Genomic DNA, 20,411 nt, shown 5'->3' on the forward strand with positions numbered 1-20,411 from the left:
TCACCGGGCGGCGTTCTCCCGTCCCCGGTCGAGCGGGAGATTGACGAAACTGGGCTCGTTCGGGTCGAGCCGCAGGTGCTGCGGTTTCGAATCGGGGTTGAACAGCGGCCCGAACATCTGCCCCTTCGGGAAATTCCCCGCGAAGACGTCGATGCGGATCCGGTGCCCGGGCTGGATGACGGCATCGGTGGCGTTCAGCCCGACATCGAGGCTGGTCGGTTCACCCGGTTTCGTCGGCTGGCGGTCGGCCAGATCGAGCGTGTAGTACGGATCCGTGTAATCGCCGTTCGGTGATTTCCGGCTCTTCGAATCGTCGATCTTCCGCAGTGCCGCGGTGAGCTGGCCGGTGGTCAGTACCCGGGAGGTGCCATCGGGCGCGACATCGTTGACGGTCGCGGTCCAGTAGCCATCGCGGGCGTCCTGCACGGTGTTGAGGTGCAGATTGACCGGACCGGACAGCCGGGTCGGCGCCGTGGCTTTGTCGCCGGTGAAGGTCAACGCGGCGTGTTCGGCGATCCGGGAATCCTTGCCACACGCGTCGATCACCCCGAGCACACCGGCCAGTTCCTGTGCCGAGTCACGGGAACACAGGGTCAGCGGGGTCGGCCCGACGGTGAGTTCGCGTGCCGTGGCCGGTTTGTTCGCGGCAAGGCCGCCGTCGTGCACGCTGCCGTTGGTGGTGCCACTGGCCCGGTCGCTCAGATACATGCGCCGATAGGTCATGTCCTGGCGGGGGAACGTCGGCGTGGTCGACCAGTTGCCACCCTGTTCCTTCAGGGTGATCGGTCCGTATTCGTCGATTCCGTTGTCGATTCCCTTGAGCCAGTGATCGAACCAGGCGCGTTGCAACACATCCAGGCGCGGCGGGGTGTTTTTCTGGCCGAGTCCGGAACTGATGGTTCCGTGGTAGACATCGCCCATGACGAGTTGTTTCGCGCCGGGCCGCAGCGGAATCCTGTTGTAGGTCCGGGTTTGGCTGCCGACGAACAGGTCGTGCCAGCCACCGGAGATCATGGTCGGAACGTTGATCTTGTCCACCGGAGTGGCCAGGTCCTTGCGCAGCGAGCTGTTCGGATCGACGACCTGTTTGAGCAACCCCGGCGGATTGTTCGGATCACCGCCCGGCCAGGTGATGTCGTCGATGATGGAATCCATGAAGCTGGCCGGATCGGCGAGGCGATCGAGCAACCAGCGCACGTCGAATTTGCCGCGCAGAATATCTTCGATATTGGGCGCCCATTTGATGGCATTGACCGCGGCCAGCCAGAACGGCAGGAAACCGACACCGATTCCACCGCCGGGAATCACCACATCGCGAATCACATCCGAACTCGGCACCACGGGGAAGATCGCCTTCAGCGCCGGGGGACGCTTGCTCGCAGCCTGGAGCTGGTTGATGCCCGAATACGAGACACCGGTCATGCCGACTTTGCCATTCGACCAGGGTTGTTTGCTGACCCAGTCGATGGTCTCGATGGTGTCCTGCTGTTCGCGCTTCTGCAGCAGGTTCCACTTTCCTTGGGAGCCACCGGTTCCCCGCACATCGACGACGACCTGCGTGTAGCCGCTTCCGATGAGTTTCGGATCCGGGCCGAACGCGGACGCCGCCCCGCCGCTGACGATCCTGAGCTGATCACCGAGCCCACTGAGCGGGGTCTTGTCGAGCCCATCGGCGACCTTGTCGGCCAGTTTTCCCAGCCCGGGGTTCGCCCCGGCAGCGGAGGCGATCGTGGAAAGGAACTTGGAATACGGCGTCAAATTCAGGATGACCGGGGTGCGGGTGTCCACCGGATGACCGGACGCATCGGCAGGCCGGTAGACATCGGCCTTGAGCACCACCCCGTCGCTCATCCGGATCGAGAGGTTCGACTGCTCGTGCATGCGTGGATATTTCTGCGGTCCATCGGCCGTCGCCGTCCACTGCGCGCCCTGCGCACCGCCGTCCGGTGGCAGCGCCGCGGCACTCGGGGCGACCAGCATCGGGGCGATGAGGACCGCCACGAGCGGCGCCGCCAGAATCGTCCGCATCCTCGAACCCACCGGGACCTCCTCGTCGCACGGGTGTTGCTACTCGCGAGTCAAACACGGGCGCACACTTTCAACAAGAGTTCTTGTCGGAAGATGCTCCAGAGCGGGGAGGGCCCCTCTCATATCGTGTCGTGCCGACACAGCAGGAGAAACCGGCGCGCGGCAGGAAGGTGCGTGGGCTGGATGCCGCGCAACGGCAGGAGCGACGTCGTCGCGAGCTGCATGGGGCGGCGCTGGAACTGTTCGCGCGCAAGGGCTATCACCGCACCTCGGTCGAGGAGCTCTGCCAGGCCGCTTGTGTCGGCACCAAAGGGTTCTACGAGCTTTTCGACAACAAGGAAGCTTGTTACCTCGATCTGTTCGAACAGCTGAGCGCGGATCTGCTCGACGCCGTCGCCGCTTCGCTCGACTCGTTCGAAGCCGGTGACCTCGAGCCCGCGGTGGTGATCGAGGCGTTCGCCAGGCAGGTGGTGACCGATCCACGGGTGCTGCGGGTGGTGTTCGAGGAGGCCGCCGCCATCTCCACGGCGGACGAGCAACGACGCCGCCACAACCGGCGCGACGCCGCAGCCTTGGTGGTGACCGCCTGGCAGCGCATGGGCATCCCGCTCGAGGACGAATGCGCCCGGCCGATCGCACTCGGTCTGATCGGGGGACTCTTCGAGATCCTGCTCGACTGGTCACATGAGCACGAGTCCATCGGGGAGCCCGGTATCACCGTGCTCATCGCCAGGATGACCGCGTTGCACGACAAGATCCACCGTGGGCTGTCGGCGAACCGAGCGGCCCGGTGAGCGCTAACCGCGGGCCACGAGCAGGGTGCGCAGTGCCTCGGTGACCGCGGCACCGTCCGGAACCCGGTAGGCGGCCGCACTCTCCCCTTCACCGACCCGGACGGTCACATCCCGGTCGCCGCAGCGGGCGAAGGCGGCCTCATCGGGCTCGTCGTCGCCGAAGTACACCACCGCGTCGGCCCCGAAATCGGTACGCAGTCCCTCGAGCGCGTCGCCCTTGTCCTGGGTGGCCACGGTCAGCTCGACCACCTCGGCGCCGTCGATGACCCGGACCCCCTCGCGCAGGCCGAGCCCGCCGCGCATCCGTTCCCGGACCCAGCGCGAACCCGCGGCGTCCACCCCGCGCAGATGCACGACGACCCCGGCGGGTTTGCGCTCGAACTCCGCGCCCGGGGTGGCCGCGACGAGCGAGCGCGCCTCCTCGGCGAGGCGTTCGAGCCGGCCGCGGCTCGCCGGGGCGAGTTCCCGCTCCAGATTCGGCCCGGTCTCCGCGCCGTGGCTGCCGATGAGCGCGACCGGGAACGGCAACCGGGAGGCGAGCGCCAGATCCCGCAGCGCGCGCCCGGAGATCACCGCGGCCGCGGTGTGCCGCACATCCGCGAGTGCGCACAGGGCTTCGAGTGCCCGCCGGTCCGGAGCCGCGCCCTTGTGCGGCGTGAGTGTCCCGTCGAAGGCCGTCGCGACGAGCAACCGGTCCACCCGCGCGGCCCGCCTGAGGGCCCCGTCGAGCCCGAGATGCGTGACTGTCGCCGAACTCATGTCAGCATCATCTCGTGCGTGATTCCGCCGAACACGCTGGCCCCTTCGGCGGCCGGGCCGACGGCGGCACGCAGCGCGGTGAACAGTTCGCGCCCGGATCCCGTCCACTCCTGCTCGGGCGCGTCCTCCGGCACGCGCGCGGCGAGCGTTTCCGCGTCCACCGCCACATCCAGGGTGCCCAGCTCCGCGTTCAGCCGGACCAGATCGCCGTCGCGCACCAGCGAGATCGGGCCCGCGTCACCGGCTTCGGGGGTGCAGTGGATCGCCGCGGGCACCTTGCCCGAGGCCCCGGACATCCGGCCGTCGGTGACCAGGGCGACCCGGTGTCCCTTGCCCATCAGCGAACCGAGCGCCGGGGTGAGCCCGTGCAGTTCGGGCATCCCGTTGGCGCGCGGGCCCTGATGGCGCAGCACCACGACCACATCCCGGTCGAGTTCGCCCGCCCGGTACGCCTCGGTGAACGCCTCCTGAGTGGTGAACACCCGCGCGGGCGCGGCGATCACCCGGTGCTGTTCGGCGACCGCGGACACCTTGATCACCGCACGCCCGAGGTTCCCGGACAGCATCCGCAGCCCGCCTTCCGCGGCGAACGGTTCGGCAACCGGGCGCAGCACCGCGGGGTTCCCGGACTCGCGGGCCACCGGGCGCCAGTACAGCTCCCCCTCGCTCAGGTAGGGCTCCTCGCGGTACCGATGCAGCCCGTACCCGGCCACCGTGTGCACATCCGGGTGCAGCAGCCCCGCATCGAGCAGTTCCCCGACCAGGAACGGCACCCCGCCCGCGGCGGCGAAGTGGTTGATGTCGGCGATCCCGTTCGGGTAGATGCTCGCCAGCAGCGGGGTGACCGCGGAGAGATCGGCGAAATCGTCCCAGGTGATCCGGATGCCCGCGGCGGCGGCGATCGCCACGAGGTGCAGCGTGTGATTGGTCGAGCCGCCGGTGGCCAGCAGCGCCAGCAGCCCGTTGACCACGGCGCGCTCATCGATGATCCGGGCGAGCGGGGTGTGCTCCGGTCGGCCCGCGCCGATTTCGAGTACCCGCCGCGCGGCGAATTCGGTGAGCGCGCGGCGCAGCGGGGTGCCCGGCGGGATGAAGCTCGACCCCGGCAGGTGCAGCCCCATCATTTCGACGACCAGCTGGTTCGAGTTCGCCGTTCCGAAGAAGGTGCAGGTGCCCGGCGAGTGGTAGGAAGCGGACTCCGCGGCGAGCAGCTCCTCGCGGTCCGCACGCCCTTCGGCGAAGGCCTGGCGCACCGTGGCTTTCTCATCGTTCGGGATCCCGGAGGGCATCGGGCCAGCGGGGACCAGCATCGCGGGCAGGTGCCCGAAGGACAGCGCGCCGATCAGCAAGCCGGGCACGATCTTGTCGCACACCCCGAGCAGCAGCGAGGCATCGAACACCTCGTGTGCCAGCGCCACCCCGGTGGCCATCGCGATCACCTCGCGGGAGAACAGCGACAGTTCCATCCCCGGCCGGCCCTGGGTGATCCCGTCGCACATCGCGGGCACCCCGCCGGCGAACCGGGCGACCCCGCCGTGCTCGCGCACGGTGTCCTTGATCCAGGCGGGGAACTCCTCGTAGGGCTGATGCGCGGAAAGCATGTCGTTGTAGGCGGACACGATGCCGACACAGGGCACCGTCGTGCCGCGCAACGCGCTGCGGTCGGTGCCCGCGCAGGCGGCGAAGGCGTGCGCGAGATTGCCGCAGCCGAGGTTGGCCCTGCTCGGCCGGTCACTCGCCGCACGGGCCATGCGGTCGAGGTAGGCAGCGCGGCCCGGCGCGCTCCTGGCGATGATCCGTTCGGTCACCTGGGCGACCACGGGGTGTATTGCGGGCTGATCCGTCACGTCAGCTCTCCTCTGCCTCGATCGGTCACGAGATCGATTCAGGGAAAAAGTATACCTAATCAGCGGGGTTGAAGACAGCATCACTTCTTTATCGATTGATGAAGACCGCTGATACCCCGCGTGTACTCGGGCACCCGGTCAGGGCCGCACCCAGATCTGGTGCTTGCCGGTCTCCGCACGTGCCTGCGGTGCGCGGTCCTCGGTACGCACCTGCCGGTACCCGAGCTTGCGCGGGATGGCCGCGCTCGCGTGGTTGGCCGCATCGCAGTGGATCTCGACGCGCTGGATGTCCGGCATGGCGAGCGCGGTCTCGGTCAGTGCCCCGGCCGCGGCAGTGATGTTGCCCTTGCCCGCGTACGCGCTGTGCGACCAGTAGCCGAGCTCGATCGCGCCGGGCCCGATCCGCCGGTGCAGGCCGAGCACCCCGAGCAGGGCCCGTTCCTCCGCGTCGAACAGGACGAACTCCAGTACCTCCCCACTGTCCCAGGTGGCGTCCGCCTCGGTGAACCGGACGCGTTGGTTCTCCGGCTTCGCGGCCTCGGGACCGGCCCACGGCATCCATTCCATGAGCTCGTCCATGCTCGCGGCCACCGCCTGGGCGGTCTGTTCGGCGTGGGCGGGACGGGCGCGCAGCAGCACGCGCCCGGGCAGTTCGATACGTTCGGGTGGCGGCATGCTCCCACTCAAGCACCGGTGTCGAACGAATTACCAGGAAGGCCGAAAAGAGCGGCCTCGAAACGGCATTCGGTAGCGGAAACACCTTTCGACCGGATTGGTATCTACCGACACAGCCGGAGTTGCGGCAGATCGTGGCCGAGCCGGTCACGTTCGGCGCGCAGAAAGGCGAGATTGCAGACAGGCGAGATTCCCGTCGTTCGCCGCGATGAGCAACGGCACCCGTCCGGTCACCGTGCTGCCCGCGGTGGCCGGTGCCGTGCCCTTGTCCGGTTGCTAGGCAGGAGCCGGACCGCCCCGATCCCGAGAGGCCGTAGTGCGGTCCCGGCGGGCCGGTAGCCGCGCACATTCACGGGAAGCCCGGCAGGATATGTGTGCGGATCGGGGCGATGAGCCCGATTCCGCGCTGTCCTGCCACCCCGGGTCACACCTCCAGGGTGCGAATCTTCGGCCAGATCGAGGCCCAGCTGTCCCGCTTTTCGGTGCACAGCCACAGATCCGGGCCCAGCCGGCGCACCTGGCCGAAGTAGGGCCGCAGTGCCTCCGGCCCGGGTGCGCCGCCGACGTAGAGCGCACTCGACTTGTCCTCCTCCGGCGGAGCGAAGTAGCCGTACGCGCGGCCGGGGCTGTGGATCTCCGGAAGGCCGTACTGGGGCGCATAGGCGTCGAGGTATCCGGCGACGATGTAGCTGGCGCCGAGCACCGCGGTGTGCTCGCGCTGTTCGGCGGGCAGGGCGCGCAACGCGTTCGCGGTGTGGCTGGCGAACCGTTCCCCGGTCGGCGTTCCCGTGGGGTTAACGAAGATCTGCGAGGCGTACAGCGCACTGGCCATGCAGGCGGCGCTGAGTACCGCTGCGGGCCAGACGAACCAGCGCATCCTGGTGTGCCCGGCCTCGCGGCGCCGCTGCAGGCCGAGCGCACCGGCCGCGAACACCACCGCGTAGCAGCCACCGAGGTAGTACGGGCGCCCCGAGGTGACCACGAAGAACGCCCACAGACCGAGCACCATGACCGCGATGAACCGCAGTCCGGGATCGCGCAGCAGGCGCCACAACCCGTACCCGAACAGTACGACCCCGACCACCCCGGCGAGCCCGATCATGCCGACCGCGGTTCCGGACCGGCCACCGGAGAGGAACGCGTTCTCCGCGGTGACGATCGACCCCATGCGCAGCTGCGGCCAGCCGTGCAGCGCCTGCCAGATCAGGGTGGGTGCGGCGAGCAGCACCGCGATTCCCGCCCCTGCCCAGAATGTGGGCGTGCACAGCAGTTCGCGCGGACCGAAGATCAGCACGGAAAGCACGAGCAGCGCGCACAACAGGAAGATCTGGAATTTCGTCTCGGCGCCGATACCGATCACCACACCGAGCCAGAGCAGCAACCCGTCCGAGCGGGTGCGGATCCAGCGCAGCAGCACGAAGAACAGCAGTCCCCAGACGAGGGGTTCGAGCGCATACGGGGACAGCCAATGCCCCGCCATGGCGATCCACCAGGTTCCGGCCTGCGCGAAGGCGGTGATCACCTGGGCGCGCCGGTCCCCGCCGAGTTCGCGGGCGATGAGCGCGGCGACGACCACGGTGGCCGTGGTGGCCAGGATCGCGGGCAGATGCAGCACGAGCATCGAACCGGGCGCGATGGTGTCCATGGCCTTCGCGAGCAGCACCGCGACCGGTGGCTGGTCGGCATAGCCGAACTGCAGCGGATGCCTGCTCAGCCCGAGCATGGCCACCTCGTCGAGCCAGTACTCGTTGCCGAAACTGGCCACGAACTGGGCAACGGCCACGATGCCCGCGATGAGCAGTACGAGCGGTCGGGCGAAAACGGGCACCCCTCGAGTGCTCGTTTCCTGCCGTGCCAACGTTCCCAGCATCTGCCGCCTCCTGCGTGCGTCGTCCTTGCCTGTTCATTCCACGGCAGGACGGCGTCGTCGCGCGAGGGCGGAACGGTTCCGGCTACTCAGCCAAGGTTGTCCGGCGAGGCAACTTTCGTATCATCGGCTTTCGCTCGTTTCCGATACCGCACCAGAATGCGCAGCAGCACGACGGCGAGCACCACGAGGACGAGCACCAGCAGCACGGTCAGGTTCGAAACCCCGCTCGCCACGCTCTCCAGCCACTTCTGCACCGCGAACTGGCTGTCCACCCCGGAGAGACCGCCGAGGTTCGCGGTGCCCTCGGTGAACAGGAACAGCAGACCGATCGCGATGAACAGCAGCCCGGAGATCAGGCTCGTGCTGTGTGTACGCAGCGGGCCGATCCGGATTTCCCTTCCCCGCAACCAGGATCGCTTGCCGAGTTGGAATTTGTCCCACAGCAGGGCGATCACGAACAGCGGGACGGCCATGCCGAAGGCATAGATCGCGAGCAGCAGGCAGCCGTAGAACGGATCGCCACCCGCCGCGGACACGGTGAGCACGCTGCCGAGCAGCGGCCCGGAGCAGAATCCCGCCAGTCCGTACACCAGACCGAGCGCGAACACCGAGGCGGCCGAGGAGATCTTGATCCGCCCGGACAATCGCCCCGCTGCCGTGGAGCCGAATCCCTTGCCCAGCACGGTGAGCACGCCGAGCACGAGCAGCAGGATCCCGCCGACCATGGTCACCGTGGTGCGGTACCGGGTGATCAGGGAACCGATCAGGCCCACCCCCGCGCCGAGTGGCACGAGTACGACGGCGAGACCGAGGTAGAACACGAGCGTGCGCACGGCCAGCGTGCCGATCCGGTCGAAGGCGTACGCGAAAAAGGACGGCAGCAGCAGGGCCGAACACGGGCTGATCAGCGAAAGCAGCCCGCCGAGGAACGCCCCGAGAAAACCGACCTGGGTCATCACTTGCCACCGGCGGCATCGATCATCGTGGTGAACTCCTCGAGCGGTTGCGCGCCGAGCAGCGGTTTGCCGTTGATCACGAACGCCGGGGTGCTCGGTATCCCGAGCTCATTGCCCTCGGTGGCGTCGAACCGCACCTCGTCCTTGTGTTCCCGGCTGGTCATGTCCTTCTCGAACTTGGCGAGGTCCGGAACCCCTGCGGTGCGGGCGAAAGCCAGCAGCTTCTCTTTCGGCAGATCCGGGTGCCCCTGCTGTGGCGCGGCTTCGAAGACCGCCTTGTTGAACTGCCAGAACCGGCCCTGCGCCGCCGCGGCCCGCCCGGCCATCGCCGCCCGCTCGGACTGCTCGCCGAAGATCGGGAAATCCCGCCACTCGATGCGCAACTTCCCCTTGTCGACATAACGCTGCACGAGTTCGGGTTCGGTGCTGCGGCTGAACTGCGCGCAGAACGGACAGCGATAATCGGAGAACTCCACGAGCACCACCGGGGCATCCGGGCGCCCGATCGCGAGCGGATCCCCCGCGGTGCGGTGCGCGAGCCCGGCGAACGGTCCCTGCGAGGGCGCGGCCGAGGACGGCGCCGCGGGGTGCACCGTGTCCGCCCCGGCGGGCCCACTCGGCGTTCCCGGGCGCAGCACGAGATAGAGCGCGAGCCCCACCGCGACCACGACCAGCACGGCGATCAGTACGAACTCGCGCCTGCGCACGAGCGGTTTTGTCCGGCTCACGGCTACTCCTCACGATCTACTAAGCATGATAGTAGTAGCTCGTGAATCGCGCGTGAACCTGGGGCGCACCGCGGAATTTTCCCGCTCAGTGCCGCGCCAGTTCGGTGCGCAGCCGCGCACAGCCCGGCAGTCGGAGCAGTCGGACCGGACGATTTTCTCGTGCATGTGGCCGCGCAGAACACCGCGGAGCCGCAGCGGCTCGTGCTCGATGAGCTCACCGCCCGTGATGAGGTGGCACTGGTGCACACCGACCTCATCTTCGGCCACGGGGACGGCGGCCCACTGCTCCCGCCCGGCCGGTCTAGCCCGCCACGTCCGCCCCGGCTGCTTCGGCGCGGAAGGTACGGCGATAGGCCTGCGGGGCGACCCCGACCTCCTCGGCGAAGTGCTGGCGCAGATTCGCGGCGGACCCGAATCCCGAACGAGCGGCCACCTGATCCACCGCGAGCTCGGTGTTCTCCAGCAGCTGCTGGGCCAGCCGCAGCCGCTCGTTCTGCAACCAGCGCACCGGTGGCACACCGAGCACCTGGTTGAACCGCCGGATGAGGGTACGCACGCTCAGATGGGCATGTTCGGCGAGCTCGCGGACGGTGAGCTGGCCGTCGAGGTGATCACGGGCCCAGTCGAGCAGCGTACCGAGCAGTGCATCCTCGGTGGAGCGCTCCGGGAACCAGGAGTACTGCGCCTGGCCGCCGAGCCGGTGTGGCGGGGTGACCATGTAGCGGGCGAGCATGTTCGTCACGGCGGCACCGTGGTCGCGGCGCACGAGTTCGAGGCAAAGATCGATGCCCGCGGCGGTACCGGCCGAGGTGAACACGTGATCCTCCACGTAGAGCACGCTCGGATCCACGGTCACCGCGGGATAGCACTCGGCCAATTCCGCCGCGTGCAGCCAATGCGCGGTGGCCCGGCGGCCGTCCAGCAGGCCCGCTTCGGCGAGTACGAACGCCCCGGAACAAATCGCGGCGATGCGCGCCCCGGCCGCGTCCGCCCGGCGCAGTCCCTCCAGCAGCGTGGGCGTGACCCCATCGCGCACCGAGCCGCAGGCGGGAACGATCACGGTGTCCGCGTGCACCAAGTCCTCGAAGGAAGCGCTCCGGACGGCACGGAATCCGGCGGCGACCTCGATTTCCGGTGTATCGGCGTACATCCCGAACGCGTACCAGGGGTCGGCGAGCGCGGGCCGGTCGATGCCGAACACCTCGCACGGCACGGAGAGCTCGAAGATCGGCGCGCCCGCGATGACCGCGAGACAGACCCGATGCTTGGCACGTTTCTTGCGCATAATGGCGAGCATGCCACTGGCCGGGGCCACCCGCAAGCGGCGAGGCTTGGCCGGTGCATGCGGAGAAACCGGCGACGACAGCCCGGAAACCGGCCCTGGTCAAGAGCATCGGCCTCGGACAGGCGATCGCGCTGTACGTGGGCGCGGTACTCGGGGCGGGGGTGCTCGTGCTGCCCGGCCAGGCTGCCGCGCTCGCCGGGCCCGCCTCGCTGATCTCCTGGGCACTGGTCGGATTGCTCGGTCTTCCGGTCAGCCTCACCTTCGCCGCGCTCGCGGTGGCCGATCCGGACGCCGGTGGGGTGGCCAGCTTCACCGGGCGAGCCTTCGGCCCCTGGGTCGGCGGGGTCACCGGCTGGCTGTACTTCGCCGCGGGATCGATCGGTCAGGCCATCGTGCCGCTGACCGGTGGGTACTACGTGGCCGCGCTGTTCGGGGCCGGACAACCGTTCGCCATCGCGGTGGCCGCGGCCATCCTCGCCATCGCGGTCGCGGCGAACCTGGCCGGGATGCGGCTGAGCGGGCGTGTCCAGCTCGTCCTGGCGATCGGGGTCGGGGTGATCCTGCTGTGCGCGGCGCTGGCCACCCTGCCGCGACTGCGCGCGCAGAGTTTCACACCGTTCGCCCCGCACGGGATCGCGGGCATCGGAGCGGCCGCGGTCGTGCTGTTCTTCGCCTTCGCCGGCTGGGAGGCGGTGACCCATCTGACCGCGGAATTCCGGGATGTACGCCGGGATCTGCGCAAAGCCACCCTGATCACCGTGGCCATCGTGCTGGTGCTCTACCTCGGAGTGGCACTGGCGGTCGTGGGCACCGGAACCTACGGCGCGCCGGGACTGAACCGGATCGCCGTCGGCCGGGTACTCGGGGACGGCCTCGGATTCAACGCGGAGACCGCGGCCGCACTGGTGGCTCTGGTGATCTGCCTCGGCACCACGAACGCCTTCGTCGCCTCGGTCTCCCGGCTCGGCTATGCGCTCGGCAGGAACGGTTGGCTCCCGGACCGTATCGGGCGGCTGACCACAGGCGGGCTCCCGGCCGCCGGCGTGCTCACGGTCGGCGGCATCGGAGCAGCCGGACTGCTTCTCGCCTGGATCTTCGGGCTCGGCACCGAGGATCTGGTCGCCGTGCCCTCTTCCCTCGTGCTCGCCACCTACCTGCTCGGCATGGCGGCGGGAATCCGGCTGCTGCGCGGGAAGCAGCGGGTACTCGCCTGTCTCGGTCTCGGGCTGTGCGCGCTGGTCGCGCCGTTCGCGAGTTCCTTCGTGCTCGTTCCGGTCCTCGTCGCCGCGCTCGGCATCGGCTACCGATCAGTGCGGCGGGCGCGCAGTCGACTCGCGTAACCGCAGCACCGGGTCCACGGTCACCGGTTCCTTCGGTTCCGCCGCCCTGGAAAGGCGCGCGAACATCAGCTCCACGGCCTGTTCGGCGAGCACTTCGTGGTTGAGGTCCATCGCGGTGATCCGCGGGTTCGCCACCCGCCCGTGCTCGCTGTCGGTGAGCGCGGCGAGCAACAGCTCCCCCGGAACGCCGATGCCCAGTTCGGCGGCCACTTTCACGAAAACCGCGGCGCTATCGCAGGTGCACACCACGAACGCGTCCGGGCGGTCGGCCGCGGTGAGCAGTTCGCGGGCCCGTGCCGCAGTCTCCTCCCCGCTGAGGCCTTCGCTGAGCAGACCGGTGCGCGGCCGTATCCCGATCCGGGCGCACCAGTCCAGATAGGTCTGCCGCGGGCGCCGGTTCCACGCGTTGTCCTCGGTCCCGGACAGCAGGGTGATCTCCCGGGCGCCCTGTTCGCGCAGGTGCTCGAGCAGTCCGGTGACCACCCGCGGGTAGTCCAGCCGGACCGCCCAGGCCAGCTCCGGCCGGTCCGGGTCCTCCTCAACAGTCACCGTGGGAATACCCCTGCGCTGCACCTCGGCGAGGACCTCATCGCTACCGTAGGGGTGCGCGACGAGACATCCGTCCATCGGCACACTGGCCACCGCGGGGTCATGCAGATCGGGCACGTGGATGAGCCCGGTCTTGCGGCGCAACATCTCCGTGGCGACCGAACCCACGAGCCGGTTGAACGTCTCGGCGCGGTCCGGGGTCCCGGCGACCGCATAGCGCGGGCGCAGGAACAGCCCGATGAGCCCGGAGCGGCCGGTGCGCAGCGAGCGGGCGCTCGGGTTCGCGTCGTAGCCGAGTTCGCGCGCGGCGGCCAGCACCCGTTCCCTCGTCTGCGCCGAGATCGGTCGGCTCCCGGAGAACGTGTGCGAGACGGTGCTGATCGAGACCTGGGCCCGTTCGGCGACATCCCGGATCGTGACCGCCCTGCTGCTCACCTCGTGCCTCCCTTCACCTGCGTCCAGTATCGCCCACGCACTGCCTCTTGACGCGCGGGCAGGTTTCGTGAGCCAATCATCAAAACGTTTCGATAGCCAGTGGAGTCACCGATGACACCTCAGGGCGAGACAGCCGCGCACCACTCGGTCGGCGAGTTCTGCGATGAGATGCGGCTGAGCAGGGCACACATCCTCGCGGGCGCGGTGCTGTTCTTCACCTTCGTCGTGGAAGCCTGGGAACAGGTCGGGCTCGTCTACGTCTCGAACGGGATCGCCGCGGAGTTCGGCGTGAACAACACCGAGCTCGGCTGGGCCCTTTCCGCGGTGGCCTTCGGCATGGTGCCCGGGGCACTGGCTTGGGGCGGGCTCATCGACCGGATCGGGCGCCGCAGGGTGACCGTGTTCAGCCTGCTGCTCTATTCCGTGCTCGCCCTGCTCGCCGGGCTCTCCCCGGGGTTCTGGCCGTTCCTGGTGCTCCGGTTCCTCTCCGGAGTCGCCTTCGGCGGGGTGTACGCGGTGACCTTCCCGTATTTCCTCGAGCTGCTGCCGACGCGGTGGCGTGGCCAGGGCGCGGTCGCGCTCTCCATCGGGTTCCCCATCGGCACCCTGCTGTGCATCGGGGTGAGCCAGACACTCGGCCCGGTCAGCTGGCGGGCGGTCGCCATCGTGGCCGCGCTCGCCGGACTCTGGGCCTTCGCCGTGCTGCGCTGGGTTCCCGAATCCCCGTACTGGCTGGCGAAACAAGGCAGGCACACCGAGGCTGCGCGGGTACTGCGCAGGCTCGGCGGCACGGTTTCCGAGCAAACCCGGTTCGCGGTGACCGATGACGCAGCGGGCGGGCACATCCGGGGCCTGTTCCGCACCGGAGTGCGGCGGCGGTTCCTGTTGCTGCTGCTCGTCGCGTTCACGTTCAGCTGGGGTTACTGGGGGCTGCAGACCTGGTTGCCGATCCTGTTGCAGGGCAAGGGACTCAGCGTTTCCAGCGCGGTCTGGTTCGTCGCGGTCACCCAGCTGGTCTCGATTCCCGGTTATCTGCTGGCCGCCTGGCTGACCAGAAGGTTCGGCCGCAAGAAGGTCTTCCTCGCGTTCGTGTTCGCCTCGGCGGCGGGCGGGGCGCTGTTCGGTTTCGCCACCGGGGCGGGCCAGATGTACGCGGGAAACCTCATCCTCGCGTTCTTCTCCCTTGGCGCGTGGGGAATCTGGAACACCTGGTCCGGGGAGATCCTGCCGACGAGCCTGCGCGGGATCGGCTACTCCTGGAGCACTTCCGCGGTGCTGCTCGCGAACACCGTCTCCGTTCCGGTGATCGGCGCGATGATGGACGGCGGGATAGCGTCCTCGCTCACCATCGGCTCGATCATGCTCTTCCTGATCATCGCACTCGTCTCGGTGTTACCGCTGCCCGAGACGGAGGGCCGCGCGCTCGACTGAAACCCCCAACAGCAAGGAGTTCTGTCATGACCTACCGGGTCGCCATGGACATCGGCGGCACGTTCACCGATGTGGTCACCTATGAAGGGAACGCGCGGAAACTGCGCGCGGGCAAGGTGTTGACCACACCGGAGGATCTGGCCCGTGGTGTGTTCGACGCACTGCACGAGCTGTCCTTCGCCGAGATCGAGTTCTTCGTGCACGGCACCACCCAGGGGCTCAACGCGCTGTTGGAACGCCGTGGCGCGAAGGTGCTCATCCTGACCACGCAGGGCATCGGCGATGTCTACCGGATCGCGCGCGGGAACCGGGAGCGGCTTTTCGATCTGCACTACCGCAAACCGGCTCCCCTGGTGCCCCGCGAGCACATCGCGGAGGTCGCCGGGCGCTTCGACGCGAGCGGGACCGAACTCGAACCGCTCGACGAGGATGCCGTGCGGCAGGTGGCGAAACGGGTGCGCGAGCAGGGTTTCGAGGCGGTCGCGGTGTGCTTTCTGTTCGCCTACCTGGATCCGGAGCATGAGCGCCGCGCGGGTTCGCTGCTGCGCGAGGAACTCGGTGAGGATGTGCTCGTGGTGCTCTCCCATGAGGTGGCCCCGGAATGGCGGGAGTACGAGCGCACATCCAGCACGGTGATGGAGGCCTATACCGGGCCTTCGGTGCACCGCTATCTGGACCGGATCGAGTCGCGCTTCGCGGAGCAGGGATTGCCGGTCCCGGTGCACGTGATGCAGTCCTCGGGCGGTCTGGTCAATGCCGAGTTCGCGCGCAGGCATCCCTTGCAGACGCTGCTTTCCGGTCCGGTCGGCGGCACCATGGGCGGGGTGGCCGCGAGCAACCTGCTCGACCGGCCCAACCTGATCTGCGTGGACATGGGCGGCACCTCCTTCGACGTGTCGCTGGTGCTGGACAACGCCCCGGATGTGTCCCCGGACGGGGAATGCGAGGGGTTTCCGTTACTGATGCCCTTGGTCAACCTGCACACGGTCGGCGCGGGCGGTGGTTCGCTAGCCTATGCGGAAGGCAGCGCGCTGCGGGTCGGACCGGAATCGGCGGGTGCGGTCCCCGGTCCCGCCTGTTATGGCCGCGGTGGAACACAGGCCACGGTCACCGATGCGAACTGCGTGCTCGGCCGGGTGGATCCGGATTCCTTCGCCGGTGGCGGGATGGACCTCGATCTGGCTGCCGCGCGTTCCGCGGTCACCGCGCTCGCCGGGCAGCTCGGCATGGATCCGGTCGAGCTCGCCTCGGGAATCTGCGATGTGGGCAATGCCAAGATGGCGCAGGCGATCCGCACCCTCACCGTGGAACACGGTCTCGAACCGGGCGAGTTCGCGTTGCTGGCCTTCGGCGGGGCGGGCCCGATGCATGCGGCGTTCATCGCCCGTGAGATCGGGGTGACCGAGGTCGTGGTGCCGCGGTTCCCCGGAGCGTTCTCCGCCTGGGGCATGCTCGAGGCCGATGTGCGCCGTGATTTCACCATGCAGTTCTTCGCCACCAGCGCCGATCTGGACACCGCGGCGCTCGCGCGTTCACTGGATGAGTTGCGGGACTTGGCCTGGGCGGCGCTCGGTGAGCAGGGCATCACGGAGGACAAGCGATCGGTGGTGCACGGCATCGATATGCGGTACGAGAGCCAGGATTACACACTCACCGTGCCGATCCTGGACGAGGACACCGTGGACAGCGCGGATTTCCTGGCACGCATCGAGGAACGGTTCGCCGAGGCGCATCACCGCCGCTACGGGCATGCCACGCCGGGCGCGCCCGTTCAGTTCGTCACCATCCGCACTACCGGGCACGGCGTCGTACCGCGTCCGGAGGCCGCGCCCGAACCGGCGCCGCCCGCGAGCGAACCGGTCATCCGGGATGTGGTCTTCGACGGAAAGCCTTGCCCGACAAGCATTGTCGCGCGCGCCGAGCTCGCCGTGGGTGCGCGGCTGAACGGACCGGCGATCGTGCACGAGGACACCGCGACCACCGTGGTTCCCCCGGGTGCCGAACTACGTGTCGACGAGCACGGTTTCCTGATCATCGCCATCGAATTCGAGGAGACACTGGTATGAGCACGCGAAGCCGACGAGCGAACGAGCATCGCAGGGTCGCCAAGCGACCCGAGGAGCGCAGCGAGCGAGGAGTCGAGCTATGAATATCAGCCCGGTCACCACGGAGATCATCCGTTCGGGCCTGATCCAGGCCGCCGAGGACATGAACATGACCCTGATCCGGTCCTCGTACACTCCGACGATCTACGAGGGCAAGGACTGCGCGGTCGCCCTGCTCGACCGCGAGCACCGGGTGCTCGGCCAGTCCTCGGGGCTGCCCATCTTCCTCGGCAATCTGGAGGAGTGCACCCGGTACACCGAAGAGCAGTTCGGCGCGGACGTCTGGGAACCCGACGATGTCTGGGTGCTCAACGATTCCTATATCGGCGGCACCCATCTCAACGACTGCACGGTGTACGCGCCGATCTTCGTCGGTGCGGAGCTGGTCGGGTTCGCCGCTTCCCGGGCGCACTGGATCGACATGGGGTCGAAGGATCCGGGTGGTTCCATGGATTCCACGAGCATCTATCAGGAGGGGCTGCGCATGCGCCCGACCAGGATCGTGGCCGCGGGCGTGGAACGGCCGGACATGCTGGGCCTGATCGAGACCAATGTGCGCTTCCCGTATGTGACCCTCGGCGATATGCGCGCCCAGATCGCCTGCGCGCGGATGGGGGTGCGCAGGCTCGGTGAACTGTTCGCCCGCTATGGCGCGGAGACGATCGCCGCGGCCCGTGCGGAGATCTTCGCCCAGACCGAGCGGCTCGAACGCGAACGGCTGGCCGCGATCCCGGACGGCGAGTACGCGGCGACCGGATATCTGGACAATGACGCCATCGATCTGGAAACCCCGCTGAAGGTGACCGTGCGGATCACCGTGTCCGGGGAGCGCATGACCATCGACCTCACCGACTGTGCCGATCAGGCCACCGGTCCGGTCAACTGCGGCAGTTCGCAGGCGGTTTCCGCGGCCCGGGTCGGGTACAAGCTGCTGATCTCGCCGACGGTCAGCCTCAACGGCGGTTCCTTCGTGCCGCTCGAGGTCAGGGTCCGCGAGGGCTCCATGCTGGGCGCGCGCGAACCGGCCGCGTGCCAGTACTACTATTCCAGCCTCGGCATGCTCATCGATCTCGTGGTGAAGGCGCTCGCCCCGGCGATGCCCGAACGGGTCGCGGCCGCGAGTTACGGCGATTCGATGATCGTGCAGTTCGCCGGGGACAATCCGCGTACCGGGGAACCGTTCGTCACCCTCGAGGCCACCGTCGGCGGTTGGGGCGCCTGGCAGGGCGGGGACGGTGAGACCGCCCTGATCAACAACGTCAACGGTTCGCTGCGTGATCTGCCCATCGAGGTCGTGGAGACGCTTTATCCGGTGCGGGTCAACGAATACCGCATTCGGGAGGGTTCCGGTGGCGCCGGGACATGGCGCGGTGGCGATGGCGTGATCCGCGAATACGTCATGGAGGCCGATCAGGATCTGTCCCTGTGGTGGGAGCGTTCGGTGACCCCGGCCTGGGGTGCTTTCGGCGGCGAATCCGGTACCCCGCCGCGCGTCACGCTCAACCCGGGGACCGTGCGGGCCCGGGAAATGCTGAAGGCCAACAGCTTGCGGGTGCGCAAGGGCGATGTGCTGCGCTGCGAGTCCGGTGGCGGTGGCGGTTACGGTGACCCGGCGGAACGCTAGTCGACGCATGCACCCTGGCCTTACCTACTGCGGGCTCATCTCATGACAGCGTTGGCTTCCGTGGTCGGCCGGGGTGCGGCGTCATCCGACCTTTGCTCACCGACTTCCCCGTCGTGGCAACGAAAATTCGGTGTTTACGATGGATTGAGAGGCCCCGCCGAGCATGCCAGGCCCACTGAGCAGCAGGCGTGCATCATCACCCGATTGCCGTATCCTGGGGCAGAGAAACCGCGCTATAGCCGAATTGCCGGTATCGGGGTGGGGTGAATTGGGGTTTGCCGTGCTGTATGTGGACTTTCCATTCGGTGTTGTGGATCAGGGTGTGATGATAAGCGCACAGCAGCACCATGTTGTCTTCGGTGGTGAGTCCGCCGTTGGCGTGATGCTGGATGTGGTGGGCTTGGGTGAGGCTTGGTGGTTTGTCGCAGTCGGGGTGGGCACAACCCTGGTCTCGGGCGATGAGTCTTCGGCGGAGTTTCGGGGGTGCGGTGCGGTCGCGGCATCCCATGTCGAGCACTTCACCCTCCGACCCGAGGACGGTGGGAATGATCCCTGCATCGCAGGCGATGCGGCGTAGTTGGGTGGCCGGGATGGTGCTGCCGTCCATCGTGGTGGCTTGGCCGATGCCTTCACGCAGGGCTTGTTCGGTCATGGTGACCATGATGGTGAACGGTTCCCCACCGTTTTCGGGCAGATTCTCCGGATTCGCGGCGATTTGGACGATCTCGGCAAACGCATCGGCGTCCCGTTCACTCGGGCGCTGAAACACCTTAACCCCGTCAACGGTCTCCGGGCTGCGAGTCTTGCCCAGCGCGTCGAGAACACTGCGCAGCTTCAATCCGGTTTCCTGGTCCAAATGGCCTTCGATGAGCCAATCACTGTTGCGCTGCTGTAGCCAGATTTCCCGGCGCGGCCGCACCGGCTCATGGTCATTGGGTTCCTGCCCGTCTGGATCCAGCCGCGCATGTAGTTCCCGGATCGGGCGACTCAACCCACGCGCCCCGCTCTCGCTGGCAACCGTGGCCAAACACTTCTCCGCGATCGACCACGACTCACCCGTCAACACATCCGCAGGCAACTCCGCGGCGAACTTCCGAATCCGATCCACATGCTCGGCACCAACCTCGCCCCGCGCATACGCTTCCGCCGTATTCGGCAAATCCGGCGGCAACGGCTCACCGCTGATCCCCAACGCCCCGAACAAGGCCCGCGCACGATCCGCAATCCGACGCGCCTCACCCAAACCCACCCGCGCCACATCCTCAACCATCCGCGCGGGTGAACCACGATACCCGAACTCCACCGGTACACCGTGCTTATCAAGCAACGCCACAAGACGAGCGAACTCTGCCTCCGCGCGCCGCACCACAGCGGCCTGTTCGCGGAGCCGATCAAGCAATTCTCTGTTCGACAACACCGTCGAACACTCCCCAGCGTTCATGACATCTATAATACCGCTGAACCGCACGGGTTTCACCGGCTCAATCCGGAATCACCCGAACGGACCAGCTTGTGGTGACGGAACAAGGTAAAGGCTGAGCGCTGCCGCAGCCATCGCCTGCTGACCGAGACCGGCCTGATCGACGAACACTTGCTCCGCGAGGTGCTTCGTAGCGGTCCGTCTGGGTTTTGGTCTGGTGGAGCGTGGTGCGGCCGCGTCGGACCTTGGTGATGATCTCTTCGGTGGTGGCTTTCCACACGAACGGTTTCGGGTCGGTGTTCCAGTGTTGCGCCCACGCGGTGATGGCTTGTTTGAGGTCGTCAACGCTGGTGAATACGCCGCGTCGGAGCCGTTTGTCGGTCAATTCCTTGAANCAGCGTTCCACCACGTTCAGCCAGGAACTGGAGGTCGGGGTGAAGTGCAGGTGCCAGCGGCGGCGATCCTTGTGGGCCAGCCATGTCGTGACTTCGAGTGCGGTGTGAGCGGAGAGGTTGTCCAGTACGACGTGTACACCCAAGCCGCGCGGGACGGTCTTGTCGATCTG

16 protein-coding genes and 1 pseudogene are annotated in these 20,411 nt (G+C 67.8%); 6 read left to right on the forward strand and 11 right to left on the reverse strand.

All coding sequences use genetic code 11. The features are described from left to right. The gene (locus tag A37U_RS0113955; RefSeq protein ID WP_020497262.1) at window positions 1-2,028 is read right to left on the reverse strand and encodes a CocE/NonD family hydrolase; all 2,028 of its coding nucleotides are present in this window, start codon (window positions 2,026-2,028) and stop codon (window positions 1-3) included. A gap of 131 nt (window positions 2,029-2,159) precedes the next feature. Between A37U_RS0113955 and A37U_RS0113960 the strand changes: the two genes are divergently transcribed. After that, entirely contained in the window at window positions 2,160-2,822 is a 663-nt protein-coding gene (locus A37U_RS0113960; RefSeq protein WP_020497263.1) for a TetR/AcrR family transcriptional regulator, read from the forward strand. Between the two features lie 3 nt (window positions 2,823-2,825). On the opposite strand, the gene otsB is transcribed toward A37U_RS0113960, so the two are convergent. The 6 genes from otsB to A37U_RS0113990 form a co-directional block, all read right to left on the reverse strand. Then, entirely contained in the window at window positions 2,826-3,581 is a 756-nt protein-coding gene (otsB, locus tag A37U_RS43650) for a trehalose-phosphatase (RefSeq protein ID WP_020497264.1), read from the reverse strand. Next, window positions 3,578-5,428: a phosphogluconate dehydratase gene (gene edd, locus A37U_RS0113970; protein WP_026197210.1), complete on the reverse strand. Its 1,851-nt coding sequence runs from the start codon at window positions 5,426-5,428 to the stop codon at window positions 3,578-3,580. The genes otsB and edd overlap by 4 nt, the downstream gene beginning before the upstream one ends. Before the next feature lie 138 nt (window positions 5,429-5,566). Next, window positions 5,567-6,103, reverse strand: a complete 537-nt coding sequence (locus A37U_RS0113975; protein WP_020497266.1) for a GNAT family N-acetyltransferase — start codon at window positions 6,101-6,103, stop codon at window positions 5,567-5,569. A gap of 424 nt (window positions 6,104-6,527) precedes the next feature. Next, entirely contained in the window at window positions 6,528-7,973 is a 1,446-nt protein-coding gene (locus A37U_RS0113980; protein WP_051111636.1) for a glycosyltransferase family 39 protein, read from the reverse strand. Window positions 7,974-8,059: 86 nt separating this feature from the next. Beyond that, window positions 8,060-8,929 carry a cytochrome c biogenesis CcdA family protein gene (locus A37U_RS0113985; RefSeq protein ID WP_020497268.1) on the reverse strand — a complete coding sequence of 290 codons (870 nt, stop codon included), beginning with the start codon at window positions 8,927-8,929 and terminating at the stop codon, window positions 8,060-8,062. Beyond that, window positions 8,929-9,657 (reverse strand): DsbA family protein, encoded by a 729-nt coding sequence (locus A37U_RS0113990; RefSeq protein ID WP_020497269.1) that lies wholly within the window; start codon window positions 9,655-9,657, stop codon window positions 8,929-8,931. Before A37U_RS0113990 ends, A37U_RS0113985 begins: the two co-directional genes overlap by 1 nt. Window positions 9,658-9,780: 123 nt before the next feature. Between A37U_RS0113990 and A37U_RS53620 the strand changes: the two are divergent. Next, window positions 9,781-9,954 (forward strand): annotated as a pseudogene (locus A37U_RS53620) (Lrp/AsnC family transcriptional regulator); the annotation flags it as partial. 4 nt (window positions 9,955-9,958) lie between these two features. On the opposite strand, the gene A37U_RS0113995 reads toward A37U_RS53620, so the two are convergent. After that, the gene (locus tag A37U_RS0113995; RefSeq protein ID WP_020497270.1) at window positions 9,959-10,942 is read right to left on the reverse strand and encodes a GlxA family transcriptional regulator; all 984 of its coding nucleotides are present in this window, start codon (window positions 10,940-10,942) and stop codon (window positions 9,959-9,961) included. 53 nt (window positions 10,943-10,995) lie between these two features. Here A37U_RS0113995 and A37U_RS0114000 point away from each other — a divergent pair, with 53 nt between their 5' ends. After that, complete coding sequence (locus A37U_RS0114000; protein ID WP_020497271.1) at window positions 10,996-12,282, forward strand: APC family permease; 1,287 nt, start codon at window positions 10,996-10,998, stop codon at window positions 12,280-12,282. Here the strand turns inward: A37U_RS0114000 and A37U_RS0114005 are convergent. Beyond that, entirely contained in the window at window positions 12,250-13,266 is a 1,017-nt protein-coding gene (locus A37U_RS0114005; RefSeq protein WP_020497272.1) for a LacI family DNA-binding transcriptional regulator, read from the reverse strand. The two genes, A37U_RS0114000 and A37U_RS0114005, sit on opposite strands and share 33 nt — an antisense overlap. Window positions 13,267-13,377: 111 nt before the next feature. Between A37U_RS0114005 and A37U_RS0114010 the strand changes: the two genes are divergently transcribed. The 3 genes from A37U_RS0114010 to A37U_RS0114020 all read left to right on the forward strand — a co-directional run bounded on the left by A37U_RS0114010 (window position 13,378) and on the right by A37U_RS0114020 (window position 18,426). Further along, the gene (locus A37U_RS0114010) at window positions 13,378-14,697 is read left to right on the forward strand and encodes an MFS transporter (protein ID WP_020497273.1); all 1,320 of its coding nucleotides are present in this window, start codon (window positions 13,378-13,380) and stop codon (window positions 14,695-14,697) included. Window positions 14,698-14,723: 26 nt separating this feature from the next. Further along, on the forward strand, window positions 14,724-16,763 hold the full coding sequence (locus A37U_RS0114015; RefSeq protein WP_020497274.1) for a hydantoinase/oxoprolinase family protein: 2,040 nt from the start codon (window positions 14,724-14,726) through the stop codon (window positions 16,761-16,763). 79 nt (window positions 16,764-16,842) lie between these two features. Then, a complete protein-coding gene (locus A37U_RS0114020) occupies window positions 16,843-18,426 on the forward strand; it encodes a hydantoinase B/oxoprolinase family protein (RefSeq protein WP_020497275.1) in 1,584 nt (527 codons plus the stop codon). 196 nt (window positions 18,427-18,622) lie between these two features. On the opposite strand, the gene A37U_RS43655 is transcribed toward A37U_RS0114020, so the two are convergent. Together A37U_RS43655 and A37U_RS43660 are read right to left on the reverse strand one after the other, a co-directional pair. Beyond that, the gene (locus A37U_RS43655) at window positions 18,623-19,867 is read right to left on the reverse strand and encodes an HNH endonuclease signature motif containing protein (RefSeq protein WP_083933487.1); all 1,245 of its coding nucleotides are present in this window, start codon (window positions 19,865-19,867) and stop codon (window positions 18,623-18,625) included. Between the two features lie 40 nt (window positions 19,868-19,907). Beyond that, window positions 19,908-20,408 carry a transposase gene (locus A37U_RS43660; RefSeq protein ID WP_476707421.1) on the reverse strand — a complete coding sequence of 167 codons (501 nt, stop codon included), beginning with the start codon at window positions 20,406-20,408 and terminating at the stop codon, window positions 19,908-19,910. Between the last annotated feature and the right edge of the window lie 3 nt (window positions 20,409-20,411).

Origin of the sequence: Sciscionella marina DSM 45152 (genome assembly GCF_000379465.1) — a bacterium.
In the GTDB taxonomy this organism is placed as follows: domain Bacteria; phylum Actinomycetota; class Actinomycetes; order Mycobacteriales; family Pseudonocardiaceae; genus Sciscionella; species Sciscionella marina.